Genomic DNA, 24,461 nt, shown 5'->3' on the forward strand with positions numbered 1-24,461 from the left:
ATTGCCCCCTACCGGCCCTCGCCGGGGCCGTCGCCGTCCGGGTCCGGCAGGTGCACCGGCTTTGGCGTCGGCGGTGGCTCGACGGTCGGATCGGACTCGACCGGGTGGCCGCCCGACCCCGTCGCGTGGCGTCCCATCGCGGCCAGACGATCGACATGCAGATGGGCTGGTGGCGCGTTGCCCTCCTTGTCGACGCCGAAGTACAGCGTCGTGTGCGGGAACGGGATCTCGATGCCCAGCGCGTCGAAGCGGTGCTTCATACGTCGGTTGAACTCGCGGCCGACCCACCACTGCATGATCGGCTTGGTCATGATACGCGCCTTGATGATGACGGCCGAATCCTTGAACCCGTCAACGCCCAGCACCTCCAGCGGCTCAAGAATACTGGGGCCGTATTCGTCATCCGCCTGCAGCTCGGCACCGATCTCGTGCAGAATCGAGGTCACGTAATCGGTGTTCTCCCGATACGCGATTCCCACCTCCAACAGATAGTACGAGAAGTCCTTGGTCATGTTCGTGACCGTATCCACACCGCTGAACGGAATGGTGTGCAGATTGCCGGACAGATCGCGCAGACGGATGGAGCGGATGGACATGGCTTCGACGACCCCGGCATGACTGCCGACCTGCACCACGTCCCCCACGCCGATGGTATCCTCCAGCAGGTTGAACACGCCGCTGATGACGTCCTGAACCAGCTTCTGCGACCCGAAGCCGATGGCCAGACCGATCACACCGGCACCGGCCAGAAGGGGTGCAATGTCCACCCCGATCTCCGACAGCACGATCAGCGACGCCACCACCACCAGGAACACCGTCAGCACGTTGCGCAACAGGGGCAGCAGCGTGCGCTCCCGCTGACCGCGCTCGACCAGCTTGCCTTGCGCATCCGTCGAGGACAGGTAGCGCAGGATCATGTGATTGACGCCCTCCCACAGGGCCACCGCCACCGCTAGGACGAGCGCCAGATTCAACGCCATGGTGACGAAACGCTTGCCGCCGCCGTCCAGCAGCCAGGACAGGGCACCCAGATGCCAGGCGTCGAGAATCAAGGCCAGGGCGATCAGCCCGACCAGAACCCGCACCGCAGAGGTCGTCAGGCCGATATAACGCCGGCCGCGCTCCCGGGCGCCCCGATCCAACCGCCCCGCACCGTGCAGCCGCATCATGCTGGCGTCGCGCACCTTCTGCACCCAGCCGAACACGACCAGCCCGAGGAAGAACACCACGACGGTCTTCAGCGTGGCCAAGCCGGCCAAGGCGAACCAACGCTCGGTATCGACCACCCACGCGAAGAAAATGCCGATGGCATACGCCGTGGCCAGGATGTGCCAAATGTCAGCCAACCCGCGCAGCAGCCCACCGATCCAGGCCGAGGACGCGCCCCCGCGCACATTGATGCGGCGGATGTGCGCCTTAACGATGGCCCGCAGAGCGATCAGCGTCCGGATGCTCAACACAAGGACCACCAACCCGGCCAGATGCACCAGAAGCATCCGGCCGCCGTGCGGCATGCCGAGCAGCCGCGACACCTCCACCAGCAGATACCCGAGCACGAGAGCCATGCCGATCCGGCGCAGGCCCCGCGTCAGGATGGTGGCCGTCTCGTCCGACGCCGGCATCAGGCGGAGCGAAGCGTCCCCCGGAGACAGCAGGGCGCCCAGCACCAGATCGACGGCGCGCAGGATCACCATGGTCGTCACCACGACAGCGGCCACCAGTTCCGTCCGCCAGGTCGCATCGATCACCGGCATGGTGGCCTGGGCCGTGACCGCGAACACGCCGATCGGCAGCAGCGACAACACCAACCGGGTGACCAAAAGGATCAACCGGCGCGTCCCGGATGTCTCGGCCGCCTTTTCTTGCAGGCGTCGAATGGCGCCGATCAGCATGAACCGGATCAGAACGGCGGTCACTACACCCGCCAGGACCACCAGAGCGATTTGCCAACTTAGATGCAGCCAGACGTCCCGCTGCGTGTCGTCGAATTGCAGCCGGATCCAGTTCCAGATCTCCGGAACCTGGGTCGTGATTCCGCTGGTCCAGACCACATCCTCGTACAGATCGTGGAACAGGTTGGTCAGCGCCGTGATATCAGGGGCCGGAATGGGCAGGACGGACTCGCCCTCTCCGCCATCGCCGGACGAGTCCGTGGCGCCCGAGGCCGGCGCCGATTCCCCGGCTCCGGCCGGGGCCTCCGGGGTGGCGCTGCCAACGGCCGCCGCGGCAAGGCCCGAAAGCCCCGCCGAGGAGCTGGAGGCGGACCCGGATGAAGACGCGGGCGGAGACCCGGACGACGCGGATGCGCCCTCGCCTTGGCTGCCCGAGGGTGAGGCCACCCCCGGCTCGGTCGCCCGCAACAGGTCGACCAGGGCCGCCCGAGTCTCGGGATTGCGCAGGGCGGCCAGCAGGCCAGCCACGTTGTCCGGCACCGAGGCGGAGGGCGGCGCCGCCGTGGTCGGGGCCGGCGCGGCAGCGGCCCCGTCCGCAGGACTGCCGGCGGCCCTCTCGGCTTCGGATCCGCTGGCGCCGGAGGCCTCCGACGCCCCAACAGCCGAATCTCCCGGCGCGGCCGTCTCGGTGGTCCCGGATTCGGCGGCCCGCGCAGCGGCCTCCGTCCGGGACTCGATCATCGTTTCCAGCGCCTGCTGGGCTTCCGGCGACAACGCCCGCGACTGGGCGTGGGCCATGCCCCCAAACACGCCGCTCAACCCCGCGAGCAGACAAAGGAGACCCAACAGCGCGACCAGACGTCCCGTAGAGATTCGGCGACGGGGGGCAGGCGTTGTCACGGTGCGCATCTCCGCGTATGTGAACTGAAGGTAATTGGGTCCGTGTCCCCTCGGGACTGTGGGCACGGCCGAAGCGGGAGGGAATGAATGACCGTCGTGATGTATCACAATCCCCGATGCAGCAAGTCCCGCGCAACCCTGTCGCTCTTGCGGGATCGGGGCATTGAACCCGAAGTTGTTCCGTACCTGGACGCGCCGCCGGACGCCGATACGGTGCGACGCCTGTTGCAGCTGCTGAAGATGGCGCCGCGCGACCTGATGCGCAAGAAAGAGGCTCGGGAGGCCGGACTGGCCGATCCAGACCTGAATGATGAGGCCCTGATCGCCGGCATGATCGCCCACCCGATCGTCATCGAACGGCCGATCGTGGTGGCGAACGGACGGGCCCGGCTGGGGCGGCCGCCAGAGGCCGTTCTCGAGATTCTGTAACCGGGCCCCATGGCCCCCACCGGGGCCAGCGCCCACGCGACGCGCGTGTCGGTTTGACGCGCGTGTCGGTTTAAGGCTGTTCCGCCCAATGTTCCGGCCCTACACTGGCCGCTGTCGGCGCCCATCCAGACCTATGTGCGCGTGTATATCGGCTTGAAGGGCCCCGTCGGAATGGCCGTCCGCCTCCTGAAGTCCTCGCTCCTCTATTCCCTGCGCCGGCTGTTTCGCGGCTTCCTGGTCCTTCCGGGACTGCTGGCGTTCGGAGGCGTTCTGCTCGCCCTGGGCGGCGTCTGGCTCGACCGGCTGGCGCCGACGGCGGACATCTTCCAGGCCCTCGATTTCATGCGCATCCAGGCCGAGGGCGCGCGCACGGTGCTGGCCACCATCGCCGGCGCGATGATGACCGTCATCAGCCTCGTCTACTCCATCACCCTGGTGGTGTTCACCCTGGCGGCGGGGAACATCGCGCCACGACTGCTGGAGACCTTCGCGGATAACCGGTCGAATCAGGTCACGCTCGGCCTGCTGGGGGCCACGTTTCTGTACAGCCTGTTCGTCCTGTACATCGTCGGCCAGGACGAGGTTCCGCGCCTGACGGTCGCCCTGGCCATCGTTCTGGCGGCGGTCAGCTTTTTCGCCGTCCTCTACTTCGTCAACGACGTGGCGCGGCGGGTGATGGTCGACAATGAAATCGGCCGCACCCAGCGATCCCTGCGTGCGGCGATCGACAGCCTGCTGGCGGCCGAACCGCGCGCCGATCCGGAAGAGCAGGATACCAAGCCCTCCGGGGACGGCCGTCCGGTGCTGTCCGCACAGTCCGGGTACGTGATCGCGGTCAACGGTGAACGGCTGCTCGACCTCGCCACCCGCCACGAGGGCTTCATCGAGGTCATCGCGTGCCCGGGGCGGTTCGTCATCGAGGGCGAACCCCTGGCGCGCGTCTACGGCGCCGCCTTCGACGACGCCGATGCGACCATCCGCGAAGCCGTTGTACTGCATGACGCCCGGTCGCCCTCCGGCGACATCCGCTTCACCGTGCACTTGAACATTGAGATCGCCCTGCGCGCCCTGTCCCCCGGCATCAACGACGCCTACACCGCCATCAGTGCCATCGACCACACCTCGGCCTCCCTCGCGCGCCTGCTCCAACGGGGGGCGCCGTCCTCCCTGATGCGCGATTCGGACGAGACAGCGCGCGTCTGGCTCGACGTCATCAGCATGAAGGACATCCTGGGCGCCGCGCTGCATCCGCTGCGCCGGGCCTCCGCTGGCAACATGCTGGTGACCCTAAGGCTAGTCGAGGCGATCAACCGGATGGCCCGGGTCTGCCGGGCCCGCCACGCACCGCTGTTGCAGCGGCACCTGCGGCTGATCGCGGACGACGCCCGGCGGGAGGTCAAGAACCGCGACGACCGGCAGGAGTTGGCCGAGGCGATCCGCACCGCCCGCACCACGCTGGCCCGGCACTGGGGGAACGACTGACCCTGGAGTCAGGTCGCCAGCGCGAGCAGCGCGTCGAGGTCCAGGTGGCTTTCGAGGTGGGCGGCCAGCTCATCCAGCGTCTGCTCGACCCGTCCCTCGTAATTCAGGCGCGCGGCCTCGCCGCCCATCCGGGCGATCCAGTGCGCGCGGAAGGCATCGCCGCCGAATAGGCCGTGGATGTAGGCCCCCATGACACACCCATCGGCGGAGACGGCCCCCTCCTCGCGGACCGGGCCGCCGGGCGTGTCCGACAGGCGCAGCCACGGCCGCTCCAGCCCGGCGCCGGTGGTGCGGCCCATGTGCATTTCGTAGCCGGTGATCGGGCACCCGCTGTTCGCGTCGTTCAGGGCAAGATCGATCAGCCGCTTGTCGCCGCCGATCTCGGTTTCGATATCGAGCAACCCAAGCCCCGGGGTCTCCCCGGGCGGTCCCTCGATCCCCTGCGGGTCCCGGACCACGCGGCCGAGCATCTGGTAGCCGGCGCACAGCCCCACCACCTGACCGCCCTGGCGCACATGGGCCAGGATATCGACGTCCCAGCCCTCGCGGCGCATCACATCCAGGTCGGAGCGGGTGGCCTTGGACCCCGGCAGGATGACGACGTCGGTGTCCTTGGGAATCGGGGAGCCCGGCTGCACCCAGGAGACCGACACGCCCGGCTCAGCCGCCAGCGGATCGATGTCGTCGAAATTGGCGATGCGCGACAGGCGCGGCACGGCGATGCGCAGGTTGCCCGCGCCCGGTTCGGCGGGGCGTTCCAGCGCCAGCGAATCCTCGGCCGGCAGCCGGGCCCCGCCCTCGAACCAGCGCACCACTCCCAGGAACGGCCAGCCGGTGTGGGCCGTGATGGTCTCGCAGGCCGGTTCGAAGATGGTGAAGTCACCCCGGAACTTGTTGATGAGATAGCCTTTGACGCGGGCGTTGTCCTCCGGCCGCAACAGGGCGTGCGAGCCGACCAGCGCCCCCATGGTGCCCCCCCGGTCGATGTCGGACAGGAACACCACCGGCAGGTCCGCCTTCTCCGCCAGCCGCATGTTGGTGATGTCGGAATCCCGCAGGTAGACCTCGGCGCCGGACCCGGCCCCCTCGACGATCACGAGGTCGGCGTCGGCGCGCAACCGCTCCAGGCTGCCCAGCACGGAGGGCATCAGGGCGTGGCGCATCTTGTGATAGACGCGCGCCGGGCAGTTGCCGAGCACCCGGCCGCGCAGCACCACCTGCGCCCCGATCTCGGTTTGCGGCTTCAGCAGAACGGGGTTCATGTCGATGGACGGCGGCATACGGCAGGCCCGCGCCTGCAGCGCCTGAGCGCGCCCGATCTCGCCGTGCGGATAGGTGCCGTCCGGATTGGGCGGCGCGTCGCTGTCGACCGCGACCGCCGCGTTGTTGCTCATGTTCTGGGCCTTGAACGGCCGCACGGCCAGACCGCGCCGCTGGTAGGCCCGGCACAGGCCGGCGACCAGCAGGCTCTTGCCCACATCCGAGCTGGTACCCTGGATCATCAGCGCCCGGGCGCGTTTGGTCGCACCGGGCGGCGGCTGTGGGATCGGCAGATCGTCGGGAAGCTCGGGAGCCTTGGGAAGGGGCTTGGCAGGTGCGCGCGGGGAATCGTGAGTCATGAGTGTCCGGCCAGCGGGGAGAACAACGTGCCGCGGACCATGCCGCATCGCCCGGGCCGGATCAATGCCGCACGCCGAAGGGACTTTCCCGGGCTTCTCCCCGCCGCCTGTCAGGGTTTCCCGATCTCGCTCACGGCCTCGATCACCCAGGGCTCCGCCTGGGCCTCGGCTATCCACTGCTGCAGGGCGGGGAGATCGTAGAGGGCCTGCACGTACGCCCCGCACAGATCGTCCAGCGGCACGCCGTAGGTCCGGAACCGCGTCGCCACAGGGGCGAACATGGCATCGGCGTTCGTGAACCGCCCGAACAGGAACGGCCCGCCCGCCCGATGGTGCGAGCGGCAATCCCGCCACAGCGCACACACCCGATCCACGTCGCGCTGAACCTCGGCCGTCAGGGCGAGGCCTGGACGGCCCTCCCGCAGGTTCATGGGCAACGCCGCGCGCAGGGGCGCGAAGCCGGCATGCATTTCACTGGTCACCGCGCGGGCGAAGGCCCGCGACGCCTGGCTGTCCGGCCACAGCCCCGCCTCCGGATGGCGCTCCGCGATGTACTCCAGGATCGCCAGCGACTCCCACAGGGTCACGGCGCCGTCGTGCAGCACCGGCACCCGCCCGGCCGGCGAATGACGCAGGATGCGCTCCCGCGTGTCCGGCTGATCGAGGGCGATGACCTCTTCATGGAACGGAATGCCGGCCACCCGCAGCGCCAGCCAGGGCCGCAGCGACCAGGACGAATAGGCTTTGTTGCCGAGGACCAGGGTCAGATCGGACATGGGAGCAGTTCCTCTCCGTCTAGAAACCGGAATCGCTGTCAGGCACCGGGCCGGATGGGTTCGGGCGCGGGGGCCGCCAACAAAAAGCCTTGGACGAAATCGGCGCCACAGGCCTGGAGCCACGTGAGGTCCTCCGCCTGCTCGACGCCTTCCGCCACGACCTGGATGTCCAGATCATGCGCCATCTCGACCAGCCGCTGCACCACGACCCCTTTCACGGGGTGGGCATGCACGCCATCCACGATCGCCCGGTCGAGCTTGACGAAATCCGGTCGCAGGCTCGGCAGCAGGCCAAGGCTGCCATACCCGCCGCCCAGATCGTCCAACGCCACCTTGAACCCCGCATCGCGGTAGTAGCGCAGGACACCGGCCAGATGCTCCGGATCACCGATCCGGTCCGTCTCGATCACCTCGAACACCACCCGGCCCCGATCCAGGCCGGTCTGCTCCACGGCGTCCAAGGTCGTGCGCAGGCAGTAGTCCGGGTCGTAAATCGCGGAGGGCGTGAAATTGATGAAGATGTGCCCCGGCACCTGGCGGGCGGCCGCCGTCTTCACCGCCGCGATACGGGCCAGCCGGTCCAGGGGAAAGGTCAGGTCGGCCCGGCTCGCGAAGTCGAACATGTCTTTGGGGGGGATCAAGCCGCCATCGGAATCCACTCCGCGCAACAGGCATTCATGGGCAAAGACCCGCGTCGGCTCCGCGACGTGAAAAATGGGCTGGAACAGCATCGTGACCCGTTCCGCCGCCATCACCTCCAGCAGCCAGTGCCCCCGCGTGCGGGCCACATAGGTTTCCAGGGCCCCGACCTCGCCCAGGTGCCGCCGGTCGGGGCGCTCGCCATCGGCCAGGAACAGGGCCCGGGTGTCCTGGCATTCCGCCCGGGTAAGCGCGTCCTCCAGAACACGGGCCAGCGCCAAATGGTCCCGGTCTCCCACCGGGATGACCAGCGCGCCATCCACCATCTCCGGCGGGCGGAGGGCCGGCGACGCGGCCAGCGCCCGCCGCAGCTTGCCTGCGGTGTGCCCAAGCGGCGGCCACAGGAACAGTCGCCCCTGCCCCGTCGGTGCGGCGGGCACGCGGCCACACCGCGCGCAGTCCTGGGCCGTCATGATCCCTCTCCTTATCCCGTCCGGCGCGACCGTACGCGCGGGATCCGCCTGGCGTCGCAAAGGCCTCGCGTGAGCACCGGTCGACTGCAGACATATGCGCCGAGTCCGGTTCGCGCGCAAACCCTCGATAGCATACCGCCGGTCCCTCCCGAAAACGCCCCGGATGCGACCCGACCGAGGCCGGCCCCGCCGAGGCGGCGGTGGACAGATCCGCGCAGATCCGGTATCCGGAATACGTCCAACGCGCACCTCGCCGATCGGTCGGCGAATGCGGGCGGATTACGGGTCTTGGATCCCGGTCGTGCCCATGGAACCGAACCGATGGGCCGTTCGTGGAGTCCGGATCCGAACGGAACCGCCCCCGCGCCCGATTCCGGAGAGGCAGCCCCATGGTCACCGTCAAGCTGATCCTCATCATGGCCGTCGCCCTAGCCGGGCTCCTCAGCTATCTGGCGATCTTCATTTTCCAGCAGTGGTGGGTGATCTATCTGGTGCTGGCCCTGACCGCGCTGATGATGGTCGTCACCGTCATCCTGACCGGCGGTCGGGTCGAGGACGACCAGCCCGTCTCCTGACCCAGCCATGTCGTTAGGCGTGACGGGTCGTTAGGCGTGGCGGGTCGCCGTGCGCCCGAACGCTGCCGCTTACAGCGCCTGAATGGCCGCCGCGGCCTCGTCGAACGCCGACGGAAGACCTGGCACGATGGCACGGGGTGTTTCCGTATCGCCCTCCAGCAAGGCCGTATCGATGGCCCGGCACATCGCACCAAGCCGCAGGGCTCCGGCCGAGCGCGCCGCGCCGGACACGGTATGCGCCGCCTTGCGCGCGGCATCCAGGCGGCCGTCAGCGAAGGCCGCGACAGCCTCCGCCACATCCGCCTCCGTTGAGGTGAGGAACTCCAGCAGCAGCGTCTTGAGCGTCGCCTCGTCACCGCCGACGAGGTCACGTAGGTAGGTCGTATCCAAGACCGGTTGGTCCGCCCCCGGGACCTCGAACGCCCGGTTCTCGGCCGAAACGGGCTCGGACGGCATGGAGTCATCAGACGGCTCGGAGTCGCTCGGGTCCTCGAACACGGCCCCAACGCGCGGGCCCCCGTCCCTTCTGTCCCACATGGCCCCGTCACCCAGGGTCCCGTCGGGCCGGGTCCAATCGACCTGATTGTCGCCCCCTAGGGGCGCCGGTCCGGTGGGACGAGGCCGGCGCAGCTCCAGGGCGCGGGGCAGCCAGCGGACCACCACGGCCTCAAGATCGGCCACCGCGACCGGCTTGGTCAGGTAGTCATCCATGCCGCGATCCAGGCAGTACTTCGCGGTGCCGGCGATGGCGTCCGCCGTCAACGCCACGATGGGCGTGTGCGCCGCATCGGTGCCCCCCGCCTCCTGTGCCCGTATTCGCTCCGTCAGTTCATAGCCGTCCATGTCCGGCATGTGGCAATCGGTCACGACGAGGCCGTAGCGTCGGGTCTCGAACAGAGAGAGCGCCTCCCGCCCATCCGCCGCCACATCCGCCACCAGGCCCAAACGCGCCATCAGCATGCGGATCACCGTCTGATTGGTCGCGTTGTCCTCCGCGACCAGAATCAGGCAGCCGGCCGTCTCCGCCACGTCGCGGGGAGGGGGGGTATAGTGGCCGACACCCCCGCCAACCGGTCGATCGGACTGGCGCCGCCGCCAGGGGCATACGGCATCGGGCGGCGTACGCCCCAGGGCGATCGACAGGGTAAAGGCCACCTCAAGCCGATGCAGGGGCCATCCGATCACCCCGGCCACACCATCGCGTTCCGCCACGAGGCTGGTGGCCTGACTGCCGCGCGCCACCACGACCAGGACCGGAGGCGATGGCGACCCACCCAACCTCAGGACATCATCGACATACCGGGACCCGGGTCCCTTGTTGACCCGGCGATCAAGGATCACCGCGTCGAACGGCCGAGCCTCGACGAGCGCGTGCATCAGCGCCCCCTTGGCCGCGTCGAGATCGCCGGCCAGAACCGGCTCCGCGCCGCCCCACGACAACACCGCCTCCAGACGCGCACGCGAGGATTCCGCATCGCTGATCACCAGGACGCGCGCGCCCAGGATATCAGAGGGCTCCCGGTCCCGCCGTTCAGGCATCCCGCGCAACGGAACCTCGAACCAGAACTGCGCCCCCTCTCCCGCCGCGCTGTCCACGCCAATACGGCCGCCCATCAGAGTCACGAGAGTCCGGCTGATGGACAAGCCGAGGCCGGTGCCCCCAAACCGCCGCTGGGTTGAACTGTCGGCCTGGGTGAAGGGCTGAAACAGGTGCGCGATCTGCTCTTCCGTCAGGCCGATTCCGGTGTCGGTGACCGCGAACCGCACCCAGCCGGTTTCTGACTGGCCGAGCCGCTCGGCGTCGGCGGCCTGCGCCGGGCTGACGGAGACGACGACATGCCCGCGCTCGGTGAACTTGATGGCGTTACCGGCCAGATTGACCAGGATCTGACGTAGGCGGTTCAGATCACCGGCCACGTGATCCGGCAGATCCGGATCGCTCCAACACAGCAGATCCAGCCCTTTCTGCTCGGCGCGGGGCGCCAGCAGATCGGCGACCCGCTCGACCAGTTGGCCAAGGGACAGGCTGGCCGACTCCAGGGTCACCCGCCCCGCTTCGATCTTCGAAAAGTCCAGGATCTCGTCGATGATCGACAGCAACGCGCCCGCGGACTCGATCACCACGCCCAGCATGTGCCGCTGGTCCCGATCCAGCCGCGACTGGCCGAGCATCTCCGCCATGGTGATGACCCCGTTCATGGGGGTGCGGATCTCGTGGCTCATGGTGGCCAGGAACGCCGATTTGGCGCGCGCGCTGTCTTCGGCCGCCTGCCGGGCATCTTCCAGGGCCTCGGCCTGCTCCTTCATGTCGGTGATGTCAAAGACCCAGGTCAGAAACGCCGCCTGCCCCTCGAAGGTCAGGCGTCGCACGGACACAAGCACCCAGCGTAGTTCGTCATCGCCCGTGCGCAGGCTGACGTCTTCGTGCTCCACCCGCTCCCCCGCCATGACACGCCCCTGAAGCGCGGTCATTAGGTCCGGGGTGGTGAAGTTGAGGCCGAAACTGATCTTGCCGCTTGGCTCCGAGAACTGGCGCCCCAGCTTGAAAAACAGCGGGTTCCAGAACAGGAAACGGCCGCCCTGGTCCGCGATGCCGACGGCGATGGGCGCGGTCTCGATGATATCGAGAAGCTCCATTTCCGTCTTTTCGCGCTCCTTCTCCGCGCGCTGACGCTGTTCGATCTCACGCTGAAGGTACAGGGTGCGCTCGGCGACCTTCTGTTCCAGAAAGTCGTTCGCCTCCTTCAACGCCTCCTCGGCGTACTTTCGCTCGGTGATCTCGACCCCCAGTTCGCGGGTGCGTTCCTCAATGCGGTACTGAAGCTCATCGTGCAGGCCGCGCATCGCCTCGTCCGCACGATACCGATGATCGACGTTCTGGTACCAACTGACGATGGCGTCCTGGCCCTCGAAGCGCGTCGGCTGCCACGCGATCTGGAACCACATCGGCCGTCGATCGCCAGTGTCCGGATCCCGCGCCCACAAGCGAACCTCATGGTCCTGCACACGATTACGGAGCGCGAAGATCTCCAGCAGGCGCTCACGATCCGCCGGATCGACATACAGATCGTGGATGTTCAAGCCTTGAAGGTCATCGGGTGCGCGCCCCAGCAGCTCCGCCAGGCGCCGGTTCACCATAACCGCCTCACCCCGCATCCGCGTCACCGCAATGCCAAAGGGACTGCGCTCGATCAGCGAACGCAGATGCGCCTCGTTCTCCCGCGGATCCGAGTCCGCCAGCGGAGGGGCGCTCACGTCCCGCGCCACGGTCAAAAACAGATCACCTTCCGTTCGGTTGAGGACGCGGGCGCGAATCTCCACCGTCCGCAAAGACCCGTCCTTGTGCCGATGGATACCGGTATAGTGTTGGGTTGCACCGGTTCGCCGCATCTGGTCGCACGCTTCCGCCACCGGGGCGGCCGTCCGCGTTACCTCAATCTCCACCAGCGAACAGCACATTAACTCGTCGCGAGTGTACCCAAGGCTGTGGCACGCAGCGTCGGTAACGGCGCGGACCTGCCCCTCGCGATCATGCACGATAACGGCCTCGCCCAGATCGTTGAGTAGGGAGAGCGCGTGGTCTGGAAGTCCGTCGAGAGGCGTGAGGACATCGACATCCCGGTCCGCCGTCGTGGTGTGGGGCTCGGCTTTCGGTTCGCGCGATGCCCGTGCGGGCGCAGCGAACGACTCACCATCGGCGCGTGCACTGGACATCACGGCGTTCTCCCTGACCGACGGGGGGCAGGATACCGCCACGCGACGGATACGGAAAGACACGCGTCGCGATGGCGCGCTCCCCTTCAGACGGACGGGCGATGGACCGACTCGCCTGTTCGTTTTCCGCCTTCTTCGCTTTTCGTCTTCGGCTGGGAAAAAGACCTCCGAATCCGACCGGACGGTCGCCCAGACACGGCCAGGGTCACGGCCCTTGTCTCAGACCGGCCTGTGTCGCGGCACGGAGTAGGATCGGGAGGAAGAGGACACGGGACGAACCCGTCAAGGCGGGCCACCGTATTTCGGTAGGGCCCGTCTGGATGGCTCCGGCGGTAGGATTCGAACCTACAACCCTGCGGTTAACAGCCGCATGCTCTACCGTTGAGCTACGCCGGATCAACCATCGTACGTCGCACGGTCACTGACGCGCCGTGCGTGGAGGCCGGGGCCGGAATCGAACCGACGTACGGGGATTTGCAGTCCCCTGCATGACCACTCTGCCACCCGGCCCCGAGGGTCCGACACGACCTTGCGAAGCGGGCCGCGTCGTCGGAAGGCCGGCTTTATAGCCACACACCGCAGGCCGGTCAAGCGTCCGTCACACTCTTTTGTGCAACTTCTTTTTGCGACCTCGTGACCGGACCATGGACCGCGTTCGCGCGCCACGAAGGCGGCTCTCCCCCTGAAATTCCTCTCCCTAAGGTGGTCCGGACTCCGTCGTCGGGATTGTCTCGCCATCAGGGGCCCGCTATAAGCTCGGAGCATGGCTGATTGGCGAGAGGCTCCGATGGACTTCGAAAAAGCCCGCTTCAACATGGTCGAGAATCAGATCCGCGCGAACCGGGTCACCGATCCCGCGGTGCTGACCGCCCTGGAGCGCGTTCCGCGCGAGCTGTTCGTCCCGAAGGCCCTGCGCGGCATTGCGTATGTCGACGAGGACATCGCGCTCGACGACGACCGATACCTGATGGAGCCGCTCGTTGTGGCGCGCCTGATCCAGGCGGCGGCGGTCCAATCCACGGACATCGTGCTCGATGTTGGCTGCGCCACCGGGTACTCGTCGGCCGTGCTGGCCCACATCGCGAGCACCGTTGTCGCGCTGGAGTCCGACCAGGACTTGGTAATTCGCGCCTCGCGAACCTTGACGGACCTCAGCCTCGACAACGCAGTCGTCGTTGGCGGCCCCCTGATCGAAGGGTACCCGCAGCAGGCGCCTTACGACGTCATCATGCTGAATGGGGCCGTGCCCAGCGTTCCAGAAGCGCTGCGGGCACAGCTCGCGGACGGCGGGCGCCTGGTCGCCGTGCTCGGGGATGGCGGCTGGAGCAGCAAGCTGACCGTGATCGAACGGCATGGGAACGCCTTCGGGCAGCGGATCCTCTTCGACGCGGCGACCCCGGCCCTGCCCGGTTTCATCCAGGAGCCCCAGTTCGTTTTCTAACGCACTGAAGGCAGGCTTTTTTTTATCGTCCGCGGGCAACGCCAGGCGGTGCCCGTTTGCGGGAGGCGCGAGATTTTCCCTTGGGCCTTGCCCTTTAAAAGGGGGTGGGACGAGACGCACATACACGCGGGTGCGGCCCGCCCCGGACCTGCGGTCGAACGGACACACCGCACCGCGGAGCCTCCTGCATGCGCTAGGGTATTTTCCCCTTTCACACTTCGTGTTAGCATTCTCCTACAACGTGTCGTTTTGGTTACGAATCGCTGTCCTAGCCTGCGGTTTCGCGACGAAAATGGCCCTGTCGGCTCTATGGCTTTGCGTGGCACGCTGGCCACGGCTGCGCCGAGGGATCGGCCCGATGTGACGTGCGGATTGCGGCGGGATAGTCGGGCCGCTACTGTCGGGTCCCAAATCAGCGGGAATCGTGAACCGGAGTCGGCTTGCGGTCTCGTGTCGCCGTCGGGCTCGGTTGGACTTCGCCCCCGATGACGTGACCGATCGCGCCGCCGAAGGACGACACCCCGCGACGAGCATGGGCGGTACGTGGCGTGAGCGCCACCCGCTCGGCCCCAGTTCTTTCAGGAGCGCTGCACCCGGTATGAAACGTCTCAGTCTTCTGGCTTCGGCTGCGGCCGTCGCCTCTGTGGTTTGTTTCGCATCCTGGACGGATGCCCGGGCCCAGTCCCTGGAGGAGGCCCTGGCTTCCGCCTATCTCAACAACCCCTCGCTTCAGGCTCGTCGCGCTCAATTGCGGGCCGTGGATCAGGGGGTGCCTTTGGCCAAGTCCGGCTGGCGCCCTTCCGTCCAGGTCAGCGGCGAAACCGGGTGGCAACAGACCACGCGCGACCTGGGCACGAGCCGGTTCGACACGACGAACACCAACCCGTCCTCGGTGACGCTCAGCGTGACGCAGCCGATTTTTTCGGGCTTCCGCACCTTTGCCCAGGTCGATCAGGCCGAGAACAATGTTCTGGCGGAGCGCGCTAACCTGACCTCGGTCGAGCAGCAGGTGCTTCTGGACACCGCCGTTGCCTATCTGAACGTGGTGCGCGACCACGCGGTGGTCGACCTGAACCGCAACAACGAAGATGTCCTCGGGCGACAGCTCGAGGCGACGCAGGACCGGTTCCGCGTCGGGGAAATCACCCGCACGGACGTGGCGCAGGCAGAAGCACGCTTGTCCGGCGCCCATGCCGACACCGCCGACGCCATGGCCTCGCTGGAGATCTCACGGGCCAATTTCCTGCGGGTCACGGGTGTGATGCCGGGCGAGCTGGATCCCCCGCCGGTGGTGCCGAATCTGCCGGTCACCCTCGACAACGCCATCGAGCGCGCCCTGGTCTCCAACCCGAATGTCATCGCGGCCGAGTATTCCTGGAAGGCCGCCCAGGATGAGATTCGCAATCAGCGTGGTCTGCTCCTGCCGGAGGTGAGCCTGCAAGGGACGTATCTGTACGGTTGGGATCAGGGCAACATCGAGAACTCCGAACAGGAGACCCTGGCTGCGTCGATCAACGTGACCGTTCCGATCTACCAGGGCGGGGGCGTCTACGCCCAGCTAAGACAGGCCAAGCATTCCGCGGGTCAGGCCCGCCTGCAACTGGACGATGCCCGCACGGACGTACGGGAACGGACCCAGCAGGCGTGGGAACAGATGACCGCGACGACCGCGAGCATCGAATCCCTCGAGGATCAGATTGATGCCGCCGAAATCGCACTGGAAGGCGTGCGGCGGGAAGCCCAGGTGGGCGCGCGCACCGTGCTGGATGTGCTGGACGCGGAGCAGGAACTGCTGAACGCCCGGGTCAATCTGGTCCGAGCGCAGCGCGACGAACTGGTGGCCGGCTTCAATCTTCTGGCCAGCGTCGGCGGTATGACCGCGGCGGACCTCAATCTGCCGGTGTCGCTGTACGACCCGATCGAGAATTATGAAAACGTTCGTGACCAGTGGTTCGGGGGCACCGATGCCGCCGATGCCGACGCGGCGCTGGGGACCGAAGATTGAGTGCGACGACGCAACCCCGGACCGGTGGACCACGGTTGCGAAAGTGTGACATCCTGGGGGCTGCGGGCCGCCGCAAGGAACGGAATGGGCCATGAGCGATAAGGACGCCCAACAGGAACCGTCGATGGAGGATATTCTCGCCTCCATCCGAAAGATCCTGTCCGAGGATGAGGAAGAGGACGCGGCTCCGGAGCCGGCGCCGAAACCGGAACCGCGCCCGGACCCTCCGCCTGCGCCGCCCAAGGCCGAGCCGGCCCCGCCGAAGGCGGCACCTCCCCCGCCGCCACCACCACCACCACCTCCCCCTCCTCCGCCCCCGCCAGAACCGGAGCCGGACCCCGAGGTGGAGGATGATGTCCTTGAATTGACCGACGACATGGTCGACGAGCCGGAGCCGGAACCGGTGTGGGAGCCCCCGGCTCCCGAGCCGCCGCCAGCCCCCTCGATGGCGCTCGCGCCGCGTGTTGAGGAAGAGTTCGACGACACGCCCTTGGTGGAAGCCTCGGTCGCGGCGGTCTCGTCGCAGTACCTGTCGACCCTCACGGACTCCTTGCAGGGCCGCGACATTCCCATCGGGAACGGAGCCATCACCCTGGAGGGGTTGGTCCGTCAGATTGTCCGGGAGCTGGTCAAGCAATGGCTGGATGAGAACCTGCCCGAGATGACCGAACGGCTGGTAGAGCGGGAGATCCAACGACTGGCCAAGTCGGCCCGGAACCGTTAGAACACGCGGGCTTTTGTGCCCCGCCTCTTCCCCGGCCGGGCCCACGCCCGGCCGGTTTTCGTTTCCGCCCAGGACCAGCCGTCCGGTGCGCGCCGCGTCTCTCTGCGGCGTTTTTCGTGGTGACATCAAAGAAGGAAAGCGGTTCGGCCATGCTGGACAAGACGTACGATCCCCAAACCGTTGAGCAACGGCTCTACCGGGTGTGGGAGGACTCCGGCGTGTTCGGATGCGCCCCGGAGTCCAGCGCCGCCCCGTACACCATCATGATGCCGCCGCCCAACGTGACGGGCAGCCTGCACATGGGCCACGCGCTAACCTTCACCCTTCAGGACGTGCTGATCCGGTACTTCCGCATGACCGGCCGCGATACCCTGTGGCAGCCGGGCTCCGACCACGCGGGCATCGCCACGCAGATGGTCGTCGAGCGCAATCTGGCCGCCGAGGGAAAAACGCGCCACGATTTCGGCCGCGACGCCTTCGTGGACAAGGTCTGGGAGTGGAAGGCCCAATCCGGTGGCACCATCCAGAAGCAGCTCCGGCGCCTGGGCGCCTCGCCCGATTGGCCGCGCGAGCGCTTCACCATGGACGAGGGCCTGTCCCGCGCCGTCACCAAGGTGTTCGTGACGCTGCACAAGCAGGGCCTGATGTACCGCGACAAGCGGCTGGTCAACTGGGACCCCAAGCTGCACACCGCGATTTCGGACCTGGAGGTCGAGCAGCGCCCGGCCGACGGCCACATGTGGTACTTCAAGTACCCGGTGCAGGGGGAGCCCGACCGCTTCGTCGTCGTCGGCACCACCCGCCCGGAAACCATGCTGGGCGACACCGGCGTGGCCGTTCATCCCGAGGATGAGCGCTACACCGATCTGGTCGGCAAAACCGTGGTCCTGCCCATCGTCGACCGGCCGATTCCGGTCGTGGCCGACGACTACGCCGATCCGGAGAAGGGCTCCGGCGCGGTGAAGATCACGCCCGCGCACGACTTCAACGACTTCGAGGTCGGCCGTCGCTGCGGATTGGAGATGATCAACGTCCTCGACCGCGACGCCCGCCTGAACGAGAACGCGCCCGCCGAGTTCCAGGGCATGGACCGCTTCGAGGCCCGTACGCGCATCGTCGAACGCATGGAGACCCTCGGCCTGCTGGAAAAGATCGAGCCGAACCCGATGACGGTGCCCTACGGCGACCGCTCCGGCGTGGTCATCGAGCCCTGGCTGACCGATCAGTGGTTCGTCGACGCCGCCGAGCTGGCCAAGGAGCCTATCAAGGCCGTCGAGGACGGCCGCACCCGCTTCGTCCCCGCGCACTGGTCCAACACGTTCTTTGAGTGGATGCGCAACATCCAGCCGTGGTGCGTCAGCCGCCAGATCTGGTGGGGCCACCGCATCCCGGCGTGGTACGGCCCGGACGGCACCATCTTCGTCGAGGAAAGCGAGGAACAAGCCCAGGCCGCCGCCACGGCGCACTACGGCAAGGCCGTCGAGCTGAGCCGCGACACCGACGTTCTGGACACCTGGTTCTCGTCGGCGCTGTGGCCGTTCTCGACCCTCGGCTGGCCCGACGAAACGCCGGAGCTGGCGCGCTACTACCCCGGCGACGTGCTGGTCACGGGCTTCGACATCATCTTCTTCTGGGTCGCCCGCATGATGATGATGGGCCACCACTTCATGGGCGACGTGCCCTTCCGTGACGTCTACATCCACGCCCTGGTCCGCGATGAGAAGGGCCAGAAGATGTCGAAGTCCAAGGGCAACGTCATCGACCCGCTGGACCTGATCGAAAAATACGGCACCGACGCGCTGCGCTTCACCCTGACGGCCATGGCCGCCCAGGGCCGCGACATCAAGATGAGCGAGAGCCGTGTCCAGGGCTATCGCAACTTCGCGACCAAGCTTTGGAACGCCGCCCGATTCTGCGAGCTGAACGGCTGCGCGGTGCCGACCGGGTTCGATCCGGCAGCCGTGGGCAGCACCCTGAACCGCTGGATCGTCGCCCGCGTGGCCGACACCGCCGCCAAGGTCGGCGCGGCGATCGAGGCCTACCGCTTCAACGAGGCCGCTCAAGTCGCCTATCAGTTCACCTGGAACACCTTCTGCGACTGGTTCCTGGAGTTCGCCAAGCCGGTGTTCAACGGCACCGACGAAGCCGCCGCCGCCGAAACCCGCGCCACCGCCGCCTGGGTGCTCGACCGGATCCTAGTCACACTCCACCCCATCATGCCGTTCGTGACCGAAGAGCTGTGGGGCGCGTTGACAGACACCCGCGAGGGTCACCTGATGGCCGCGCGCTGGCCGGACATGCCCGATGTGTCGGCCCCAGACGCCGAAGCGGAAATGGATTGGCTGGTGGGCCTCATCACCGCCATCCGCTCGGTGCGGGCCGAGATGAACGTGCCGCCGGCAGCCCGGCTGGCCCTTCAGGTAAAGGACGCCAATGCCACCACGCGGGCGCGGCTGGACACGCACCGGGCGCTGGTGGGCACGCTGGCGCGCGTGGACGCGATTGACCATGTCGACTCCGCACCGGCCAGTGGCTCGGCGCAGATCGTGGTCGAGGAGGCGACGGTGATCCTGCCGCTGGCCGACGTCATCGACCTGGACGCGGAGCGCAAGCGGCTGGCCCGGGACGTGGCAAAGCAGGACGGCGAAATCGCCAAGCTGTCCAAGAAGCTGGCGAACGAAGGCTTTCTCGCCAAGGCGCCAGCCGAGGTCGTGGCCGAGAACCGCGAGCGGCTGGCCGATCTGGAAGCGACTCGCGAGAGGCTGAAAGAGGCCCTGACCCGGATCGGGTAGAGCCGCACCGGGGTCGGTCTTCGTTCCTTTTTGGAGATCAGCCGGCCCCTCATGGACAACAGCTACGGCAAGCGGCGATGGGCGCGACTCATCGCCGCTTTTTTGTCAGCGCTTTTGGGGCCGCTGGTTCTGGGCGCGCCAAGACACGCCAGGACTCGCGCACACCTGCCCACAACGCACAAAACCACCCGGTCCGGCCCCATCACTGTGATGGTCGGCCAGGGCGGGTGGCATCGTGCTTCGTGGTCGGTCGAGCGGGCCGGCCCGGGGCGAAGAGTCGGACGAACCGTCTACGCCCCAGAGACTCGGCCAGCGGCGCCGAAGGGCTCTAGAAGCCCTCGCGCTCCAGACGCTTGCGCTCCAGCTTACGGGCGCGGCGCACAGCCTCGGCCTTCTCGCGCGCCTTGCGCTCCGAGGGCTTCTCGAAGTTGCGACGCAGCTTCATCTCCCGGAAAACACCCTCGCGCTGCATCTTCTTTTTCAGCGCCTTGAGAGCCTGATCGACATTGTTGTCGCGCACAAGAACCTGAACCAGGGGTCTTCTCCTTTAGTGATCGGTGCCGGCGCCGGCCGGCAAGACGTCCGTACGAAGCACGGGCCAAAACAAAACGGGCATACTCGACAGAGTCGCGCGCACCACGAGGGGTCACCGCGCCCACAAAGGTCCTTTTACGGGACCGAAACGGAAACGTCGCCCACCCTGTCCGCGCCACCGTTTCCCGAAGGTGGAGCTGGACAGCCGGTCAGGCGCTTGACCCGGGATGCACGCCATCCCGCGCGATGTGCAGGCACATCCACAAGAGTGCGCGGACCCTACCACGCACGTCCGGTGAAGTGAAGAGTTCCAATGGCCCCAACACCGTCGTTTCCTTCCACCGCACGGATCGCGCACAATGGCGCCCGCAATTGTTCCTGTCGACCCTTGCCAGAGACGGACCCGGGCTATCATGGACAGCATTCCGACCCCCGCCCCCGACGCCACACGTCCCGCACCCGACGACTCCGGTCCCCTCTGGACGGCACGGCTGGCCGAGCCGGAACCCCGCGTGCTGTGCACCGATTGCGGCGTGTCGCGGATGGCGGACCCGCGCCGGTGCGGAACGGCTTGCCAGTTCATCCGGCCCGACTACCCGGCGATGGAAACCCGCGTTCAGGGCCGGCCGCGCGATCCCGAGCGGGAGGAGGAGCTGTTCTTCGGCCCCTACCGCCGCATGGTGCAGGCCGCCCTCAAAACACCGCGCCCCGGCGCGCAGTGGACCGGCATCACCACCCGCCTCGGCCAACGCCTGCTGGAAACCGGCGCGGTCGATGCTGTCCTGACCATGACGGCCGACCCGAACGACCGCTGGCGGCCGCGCCCGGTGCTGGTGACCGACCCGGCGGCAATGGCGGACTGCCGGGGCATGCGCATGGGCTATGCCCCGCTGTTGGCGTTGCTCGAACCGGCCGTGGCCCGGGGCTACCGTCGACTCGCGGTGATCGGCATCCCGTGTCAGGTGCATGCGCTGCGCAAGCTGGAGTCGGCGCTCGGCCTGGAGCGGCTGTATGTCATCGGCACGCCCTGTTCCGACAACACGACGACGGAGAACTTCCACACCTTCCTCGGCCTGCTGACCGACCGGCCGGCGGACGTGACCTATCTGGAGTTCCGGGCCGACTACCGCGTCGAACTGCGATTCACCGACGGCAAGGTGCGGCTGATTCCGTTCCTGAAATTGCCGATTTCGAAGCTGCCCCGCGACTTCTTCCCCCTCACCTGCCGAAGCTGCGCCGACTACACCAACGTGCTGGCCGACATCACCGTGGGATATCTGGCCGGACGCGGCGAGCAGTGGCTTCTGGTGCGCAATGAGCGCGGGGAGGAGATCCTGGGGCTGCTAGGCGATGAAGTGCGCACCCGCCCCGTGACCACCGCCGGCAAGCGCGCCAGCTCCGTCCAGGGCTTCATCACCAACACCGAGAAAGCCGCCGGTGGCATGCCGGTGCGGGGCATGCCGAACTGGCTGCGCCCCTTGATGGGCTGGCTGATGCCGAAGGTCGGACCGCGCGGCGTGGAAATCGCCCGCGCCCGGCTGGAAATGAAGGCCGCTGAAAGCGTCATCCACCTGCGGCGCGAGGCCCCGAAGCGGATGAAGCACATGATCCCGGCGCATGCGTGGCGGCTGGTCGAACCCTATGGCCTGACACCGAAGCCGGGCGAGCGCCCCGAATAGGGGCCCCGTGTCGGCGCGTCGCGTCAGTGCGCTTCGGTCCGGGCGACCTTGTCGACAGCCCGCAGGATGCCCTGGGCCACCGTGATCAGCGTCTGCCCCGACAGGAACAGCTCGTAGCACTCGTCGGGACCGACCATGACGAAGCCGTTGGTGTGGCACACCAGCGCCACCCGGCGGCCCTCCAGGAACACCGTCTGGGTGCGGGCCTGATAGACGCCCTCGATCATGGCACGGGCCAGCGTGTGAGCCTCGACCAGCGTGAACCGGTCCACCGTGCCATCGGCCCGTGTCTGGTTGAACCCAAACACCGCCCGCATCTCCAGGGTCGGCGGTTCGGCTCGCGCCGACAGCACGAGATGCAGCACGCCCTTACCGGTCGGGAACAGAAAACACCGCTCGTTCAGGTCCACGCGGACATCGTGCGAATCCGCAAGCACAGGCATCGCCGCGCCGTCGGTTTCCGTCGTCAGGGAAATGGAGCCACCGTGAGGGCCGTTGTTCTTGGGGCCAATCCGGGCCATGGCCATACCGATCCTCCGTAGGCCGGACAGAGAAGAGAAAGGGGTCAGCGCGCGCCCGGAGTATAGAAGTCCGGCCGGGCCAGATCCGCGCTGCCGGCGCGCCGGTCGTCGAGGCTGAGCGTCTGGATCGCACGTGCCAGCGCGTCACACCGCTGCCCCTGGACCCGCGCCCGCGCGGCGCCAGCCTCCGGCACGACGGGTGCGGCGCCGCCCGCGCACTCCGCCTGATAGCGCGCCATCAGTTCGGCCGGGTCCAGATCGGCGATCGCCGCCGCGTCCTGCGCGCCGGCCGTCGGCGCAACACCAACACCCAGCAGGGCACCCGCCACCGCGAGCGCCACCGCGCGGCTCCCGCGATTACACCGCACGGATTTTCACATACTGGCCGGGGGCGTCCTCAATGGGTTTGAGGCCCCCGCTCCCGGGTTCGCGTGCCGGCACCTGGCCGTCACCATGCTTGTCGATCCACTTCGCCCAGTCGGGCCACCAGGACCCCGGAACCTCCTTGGCGGCGGCCAGCCAGGTTTCCGGATTCTTGGAGCGGCTGGTTCCGATCCAATGGCAATATTTGTTGGCGGCCGGCGGGTTGATGACCCCGGCGATGTGCCCGGAGGCCGCCAGCACGAACCGCACCGGCCCGCCGTACAGATGCGAGCCCCGAAACGTCGAGACCCACGGCGCGATATGATCCTCCCGCGAGGACAAGAAATACGCCGGCGTCTTGATCTTGGTCAGGTCCAGCGGCACGCCGTCCAGGACCACCGCGCCCGGTTCCCGCAGCGCGTTCTCCAGGTAGCATTTGCGCAGATAGAAGCTGTGCATGGCCGCCGGCATCCGCGTGCTGTCGGAGTTCCAGTACAGCAGGTCGAACGGGAACGGCTCCTTGCCCATCAGGTAGTTGTTCACGACGAACGACCAGATCAGGTCGTTGGACCGCAGCATATTGAACGTGGTCGCCATCTCGGCACCGTCCAGATAGCCGCGCTCAAACATCTCCTCTTCCAGGTGATCCAACGCAGTCGGGTCGATGAACACCCCCAGCTCGCCCGGCTCGGAGAAGTCCAGCATAGTGGTGAAGTGTGTGGCCGAGGCGATCCGGTCCGCCTGCCCCTTGGCCTGCAACCACGCTAGAGTCATGCCCAGCAGCGTCCCGCCGAGGCAGTAGCCGATGGCGTTGACCGACGTCTCCCCGGTCGCCTTCTCGATGACGCTGAGCGCCTCAATCGGGCCCTGGTTCAGGTAGTCGTCGAACTGCGTGTCACGGTAGCTCTCGTCCGGATTGATCCAGGAGATCATGAAGACGGTATGCCCTTGGGCCACCGCCCAGCGCACGAACGAGTTCTTCTCGCGTAGATCGAGGATATAGAACTTGTTGATCCACGGCGGAATAATCAGCAGAGGCCGTTTGTAGACGCTTTCCGTGGATGGGCTGTACTGGATAAGCTGCATCAGCCGGTTCTGATGAATCACTTTCCCAGGGGTCGTCACGATGTTCTCGCCGACCTTGAAGGCGTCCTCATCCGTCATGGTGATGCGGAGCTGACCCTTGCCGCGCTCCAGATCGGCAAGCATGTTCTCCAGGCCGTGCAGCAGGCTCTCGCCGTTGCTTTCGATCGCCGTGCGCAGAACCTGCGGGTTGGTCATGACGAAGTTGGTCGGTGCCATCGCGTCCACGAACTGGCGGATGTAGAAGTCCGCCTTGCGCCCCATAGGACTGTCGTCGCCCTCCACGTCGTGCACCAGCCCCAGCATCCACCGCGAGGTCAGCAGATACGACTGCTTGATGAAATCATAGACCTCATTCTGCTGCCACATCTCGTCGCGGAAGCGCATGTCGTGCTTGTCCGGCTGGACCAGCGGTTCCGTGTCCTGGCCGAGCCAACGCTGAGCCGCATTCTGCCACAGCGCCATGTACTCCTGCCACAGGTTGAACTGCGCCTCCATGACCTTGGCGGGGTTGGACATCATCTTGGCGGTCATGTCGAGAAACGCTTCGCTCACGTTCAGCGGATCGCCGAACGGCACCGCCCCCTGGCCGGATGCCTGCCGGCTGAGGAAATCACTGAACAGCTTTTGCGCGTGCTCACTGATCTCCGCCATGTCCCGTGCAAACGCCTGCGGGTCTGGATGTTTTGGAATCTCGCTGGCTTTGCTGCCCTGTTGATCGGCCATCGTCCCTTCCTCTATCATCCGTGGGCGCTTATGCCCGGTTTTCCCCGAGAGGGCCGTTGGGTCTTGACGCGCATTCTGAGGGATGATCCCGTGC

Annotated in this window: 17 protein-coding genes and 2 tRNA genes; 8 read left to right on the forward strand and 11 right to left on the reverse strand. The window is 67.1% G+C overall.

The annotated features are described in order from the left end of the window. Positions 1-8: 8 nt before the first annotated feature. Positions 9-2,792, reverse strand: a complete 2,784-nt coding sequence (locus GGD82_RS21335) for a mechanosensitive ion channel domain-containing protein (RefSeq protein WP_184013224.1) — start codon at positions 2,790-2,792, stop codon at positions 9-11. An 87-nt stretch (positions 2,793-2,879) separates the two neighbouring features. Here GGD82_RS21335 and arsC point away from each other — a divergent pair, with 87 nt between their 5' ends. Beyond that, entirely contained in the window at positions 2,880-3,221 is a 342-nt protein-coding gene (gene arsC / locus GGD82_RS03500) for an arsenate reductase (glutaredoxin) (protein WP_150060994.1), read from the forward strand. A gap of 171 nt (positions 3,222-3,392) precedes the next feature. Then, positions 3,393-4,703: a DUF2254 domain-containing protein gene (locus GGD82_RS03505; protein ID WP_150060993.1), complete on the forward strand. Its 1,311-nt coding sequence runs from the start codon at positions 3,393-3,395 to the stop codon at positions 4,701-4,703. 8 nt (positions 4,704-4,711) lie between these two features. Here GGD82_RS03505 and GGD82_RS03510 read toward each other — a convergent pair whose 3' ends face one another. The 3 genes from GGD82_RS03510 to GGD82_RS03520 all read right to left on the reverse strand — a co-directional run bounded on the left by GGD82_RS03510 (position 4,712) and on the right by GGD82_RS03520 (position 8,210). Beyond that, the gene (locus GGD82_RS03510) at positions 4,712-6,322 is read right to left on the reverse strand and encodes a cobyric acid synthase (RefSeq protein ID WP_150060992.1); all 1,611 of its coding nucleotides are present in this window, start codon (positions 6,320-6,322) and stop codon (positions 4,712-4,714) included. Between the two features lie 110 nt (positions 6,323-6,432). Next, positions 6,433-7,098, reverse strand: coding sequence for a glutathione S-transferase family protein (locus tag GGD82_RS03515; RefSeq protein WP_150060991.1), 666 nt, complete (start codon positions 7,096-7,098; stop codon positions 6,433-6,435). Positions 7,099-7,136: 38 nt separating this feature from the next. Next, the gene (locus GGD82_RS03520; protein WP_150060990.1) at positions 7,137-8,210 is read right to left on the reverse strand and encodes an EAL domain-containing protein; all 1,074 of its coding nucleotides are present in this window, start codon (positions 8,208-8,210) and stop codon (positions 7,137-7,139) included. Between the two features lie 389 nt (positions 8,211-8,599). Here GGD82_RS03520 and GGD82_RS03525 point away from each other — a divergent pair, with 389 nt between their 5' ends. Beyond that, positions 8,600-8,785: a hypothetical protein gene (locus GGD82_RS03525; RefSeq protein WP_150060989.1), complete on the forward strand. Its 186-nt coding sequence runs from the start codon at positions 8,600-8,602 to the stop codon at positions 8,783-8,785. A 69-nt stretch (positions 8,786-8,854) separates the two neighbouring features. Here GGD82_RS03525 and GGD82_RS03530 read toward each other — a convergent pair whose 3' ends face one another. From GGD82_RS03530 to GGD82_RS03540, 3 genes are all read right to left on the reverse strand, one after another. Next, on the reverse strand, positions 8,855-12,499 hold the full coding sequence (locus GGD82_RS03530; RefSeq protein WP_150060988.1) for a hybrid sensor histidine kinase/response regulator: 3,645 nt from the start codon (positions 12,497-12,499) through the stop codon (positions 8,855-8,857). A 321-nt stretch (positions 12,500-12,820) separates the two neighbouring features. Further along, positions 12,821-12,895: transfer RNA gene (locus GGD82_RS03535), tRNA-Asn, on the reverse strand. Between the two features lie 40 nt (positions 12,896-12,935). Then, positions 12,936-13,009 (reverse strand) — tRNA-Cys (locus GGD82_RS03540). A gap of 253 nt (positions 13,010-13,262) precedes the next feature. Here GGD82_RS03540 and GGD82_RS03545 point away from each other — a divergent pair. The 4 genes from GGD82_RS03545 (at position 13,263) to GGD82_RS03560 (ending at position 19,461) form a co-directional block, all read left to right on the forward strand. Next, positions 13,263-13,940, forward strand: a complete 678-nt coding sequence (locus GGD82_RS03545; protein ID WP_246163700.1) for a protein-L-isoaspartate O-methyltransferase family protein — start codon at positions 13,263-13,265, stop codon at positions 13,938-13,940. Between the two features lie 598 nt (positions 13,941-14,538). Beyond that, entirely contained in the window at positions 14,539-15,945 is a 1,407-nt protein-coding gene (locus tag GGD82_RS03550; protein WP_150060987.1) for a TolC family outer membrane protein, read from the forward strand. 91 nt (positions 15,946-16,036) lie between these two features. Further along, on the forward strand, positions 16,037-16,669 hold the full coding sequence (locus tag GGD82_RS03555) for a DUF2497 domain-containing protein (protein ID WP_184013225.1): 633 nt from the start codon (positions 16,037-16,039) through the stop codon (positions 16,667-16,669). Positions 16,670-16,818: 149 nt separating this feature from the next. Continuing rightward, positions 16,819-19,461: a valine--tRNA ligase gene (locus GGD82_RS03560; protein ID WP_150060986.1), complete on the forward strand. Its 2,643-nt coding sequence runs from the start codon at positions 16,819-16,821 to the stop codon at positions 19,459-19,461. Positions 19,462-19,789: 328 nt separating this feature from the next. On the opposite strand, the gene rpsU is transcribed toward GGD82_RS03560, so the two are convergent. Then, positions 19,790-19,996 (reverse strand): 30S ribosomal protein S21, encoded by a 207-nt coding sequence (rpsU, locus tag GGD82_RS03565; protein WP_092782067.1) that lies wholly within the window; start codon positions 19,994-19,996, stop codon positions 19,790-19,792. Positions 19,997-20,408: 412 nt separating this feature from the next. On the opposite strand from rpsU, the gene GGD82_RS03570 reads away from it, so the two are divergent. After that, the gene (locus GGD82_RS03570; RefSeq protein ID WP_150060985.1) at positions 20,409-21,674 is read left to right on the forward strand and encodes a Coenzyme F420 hydrogenase/dehydrogenase, beta subunit C-terminal domain; all 1,266 of its coding nucleotides are present in this window, start codon (positions 20,409-20,411) and stop codon (positions 21,672-21,674) included. A gap of 23 nt (positions 21,675-21,697) precedes the next feature. Here the strand turns inward: GGD82_RS03570 and GGD82_RS03575 are convergent, their stop codons facing one another. From GGD82_RS03575 to phaC, 3 genes are read right to left on the reverse strand one after another with little or no spacing between them, the layout of a single operon-like run. Further along, a complete protein-coding gene (locus tag GGD82_RS03575; protein ID WP_150060984.1) occupies positions 21,698-22,195 on the reverse strand; it encodes a hypothetical protein in 498 nt (165 codons plus the stop codon). A gap of 44 nt (positions 22,196-22,239) precedes the next feature. Then, entirely contained in the window at positions 22,240-22,536 is a 297-nt protein-coding gene (locus tag GGD82_RS03580) for a hypothetical protein (protein ID WP_150060983.1), read from the reverse strand. A gap of 16 nt (positions 22,537-22,552) precedes the next feature. Beyond that, a complete protein-coding gene (gene phaC, locus GGD82_RS03585; protein WP_150060982.1) occupies positions 22,553-24,367 on the reverse strand; it encodes a class I poly(R)-hydroxyalkanoic acid synthase in 1,815 nt (604 codons plus the stop codon). Between the last annotated feature and the right edge of the window lie 94 nt (positions 24,368-24,461).

The organism is Roseospira marina (assembly GCF_014197855.1).
Classification (GTDB): domain Bacteria; phylum Pseudomonadota; class Alphaproteobacteria; order Rhodospirillales; family Rhodospirillaceae; genus Rhodospira; species Rhodospira marina.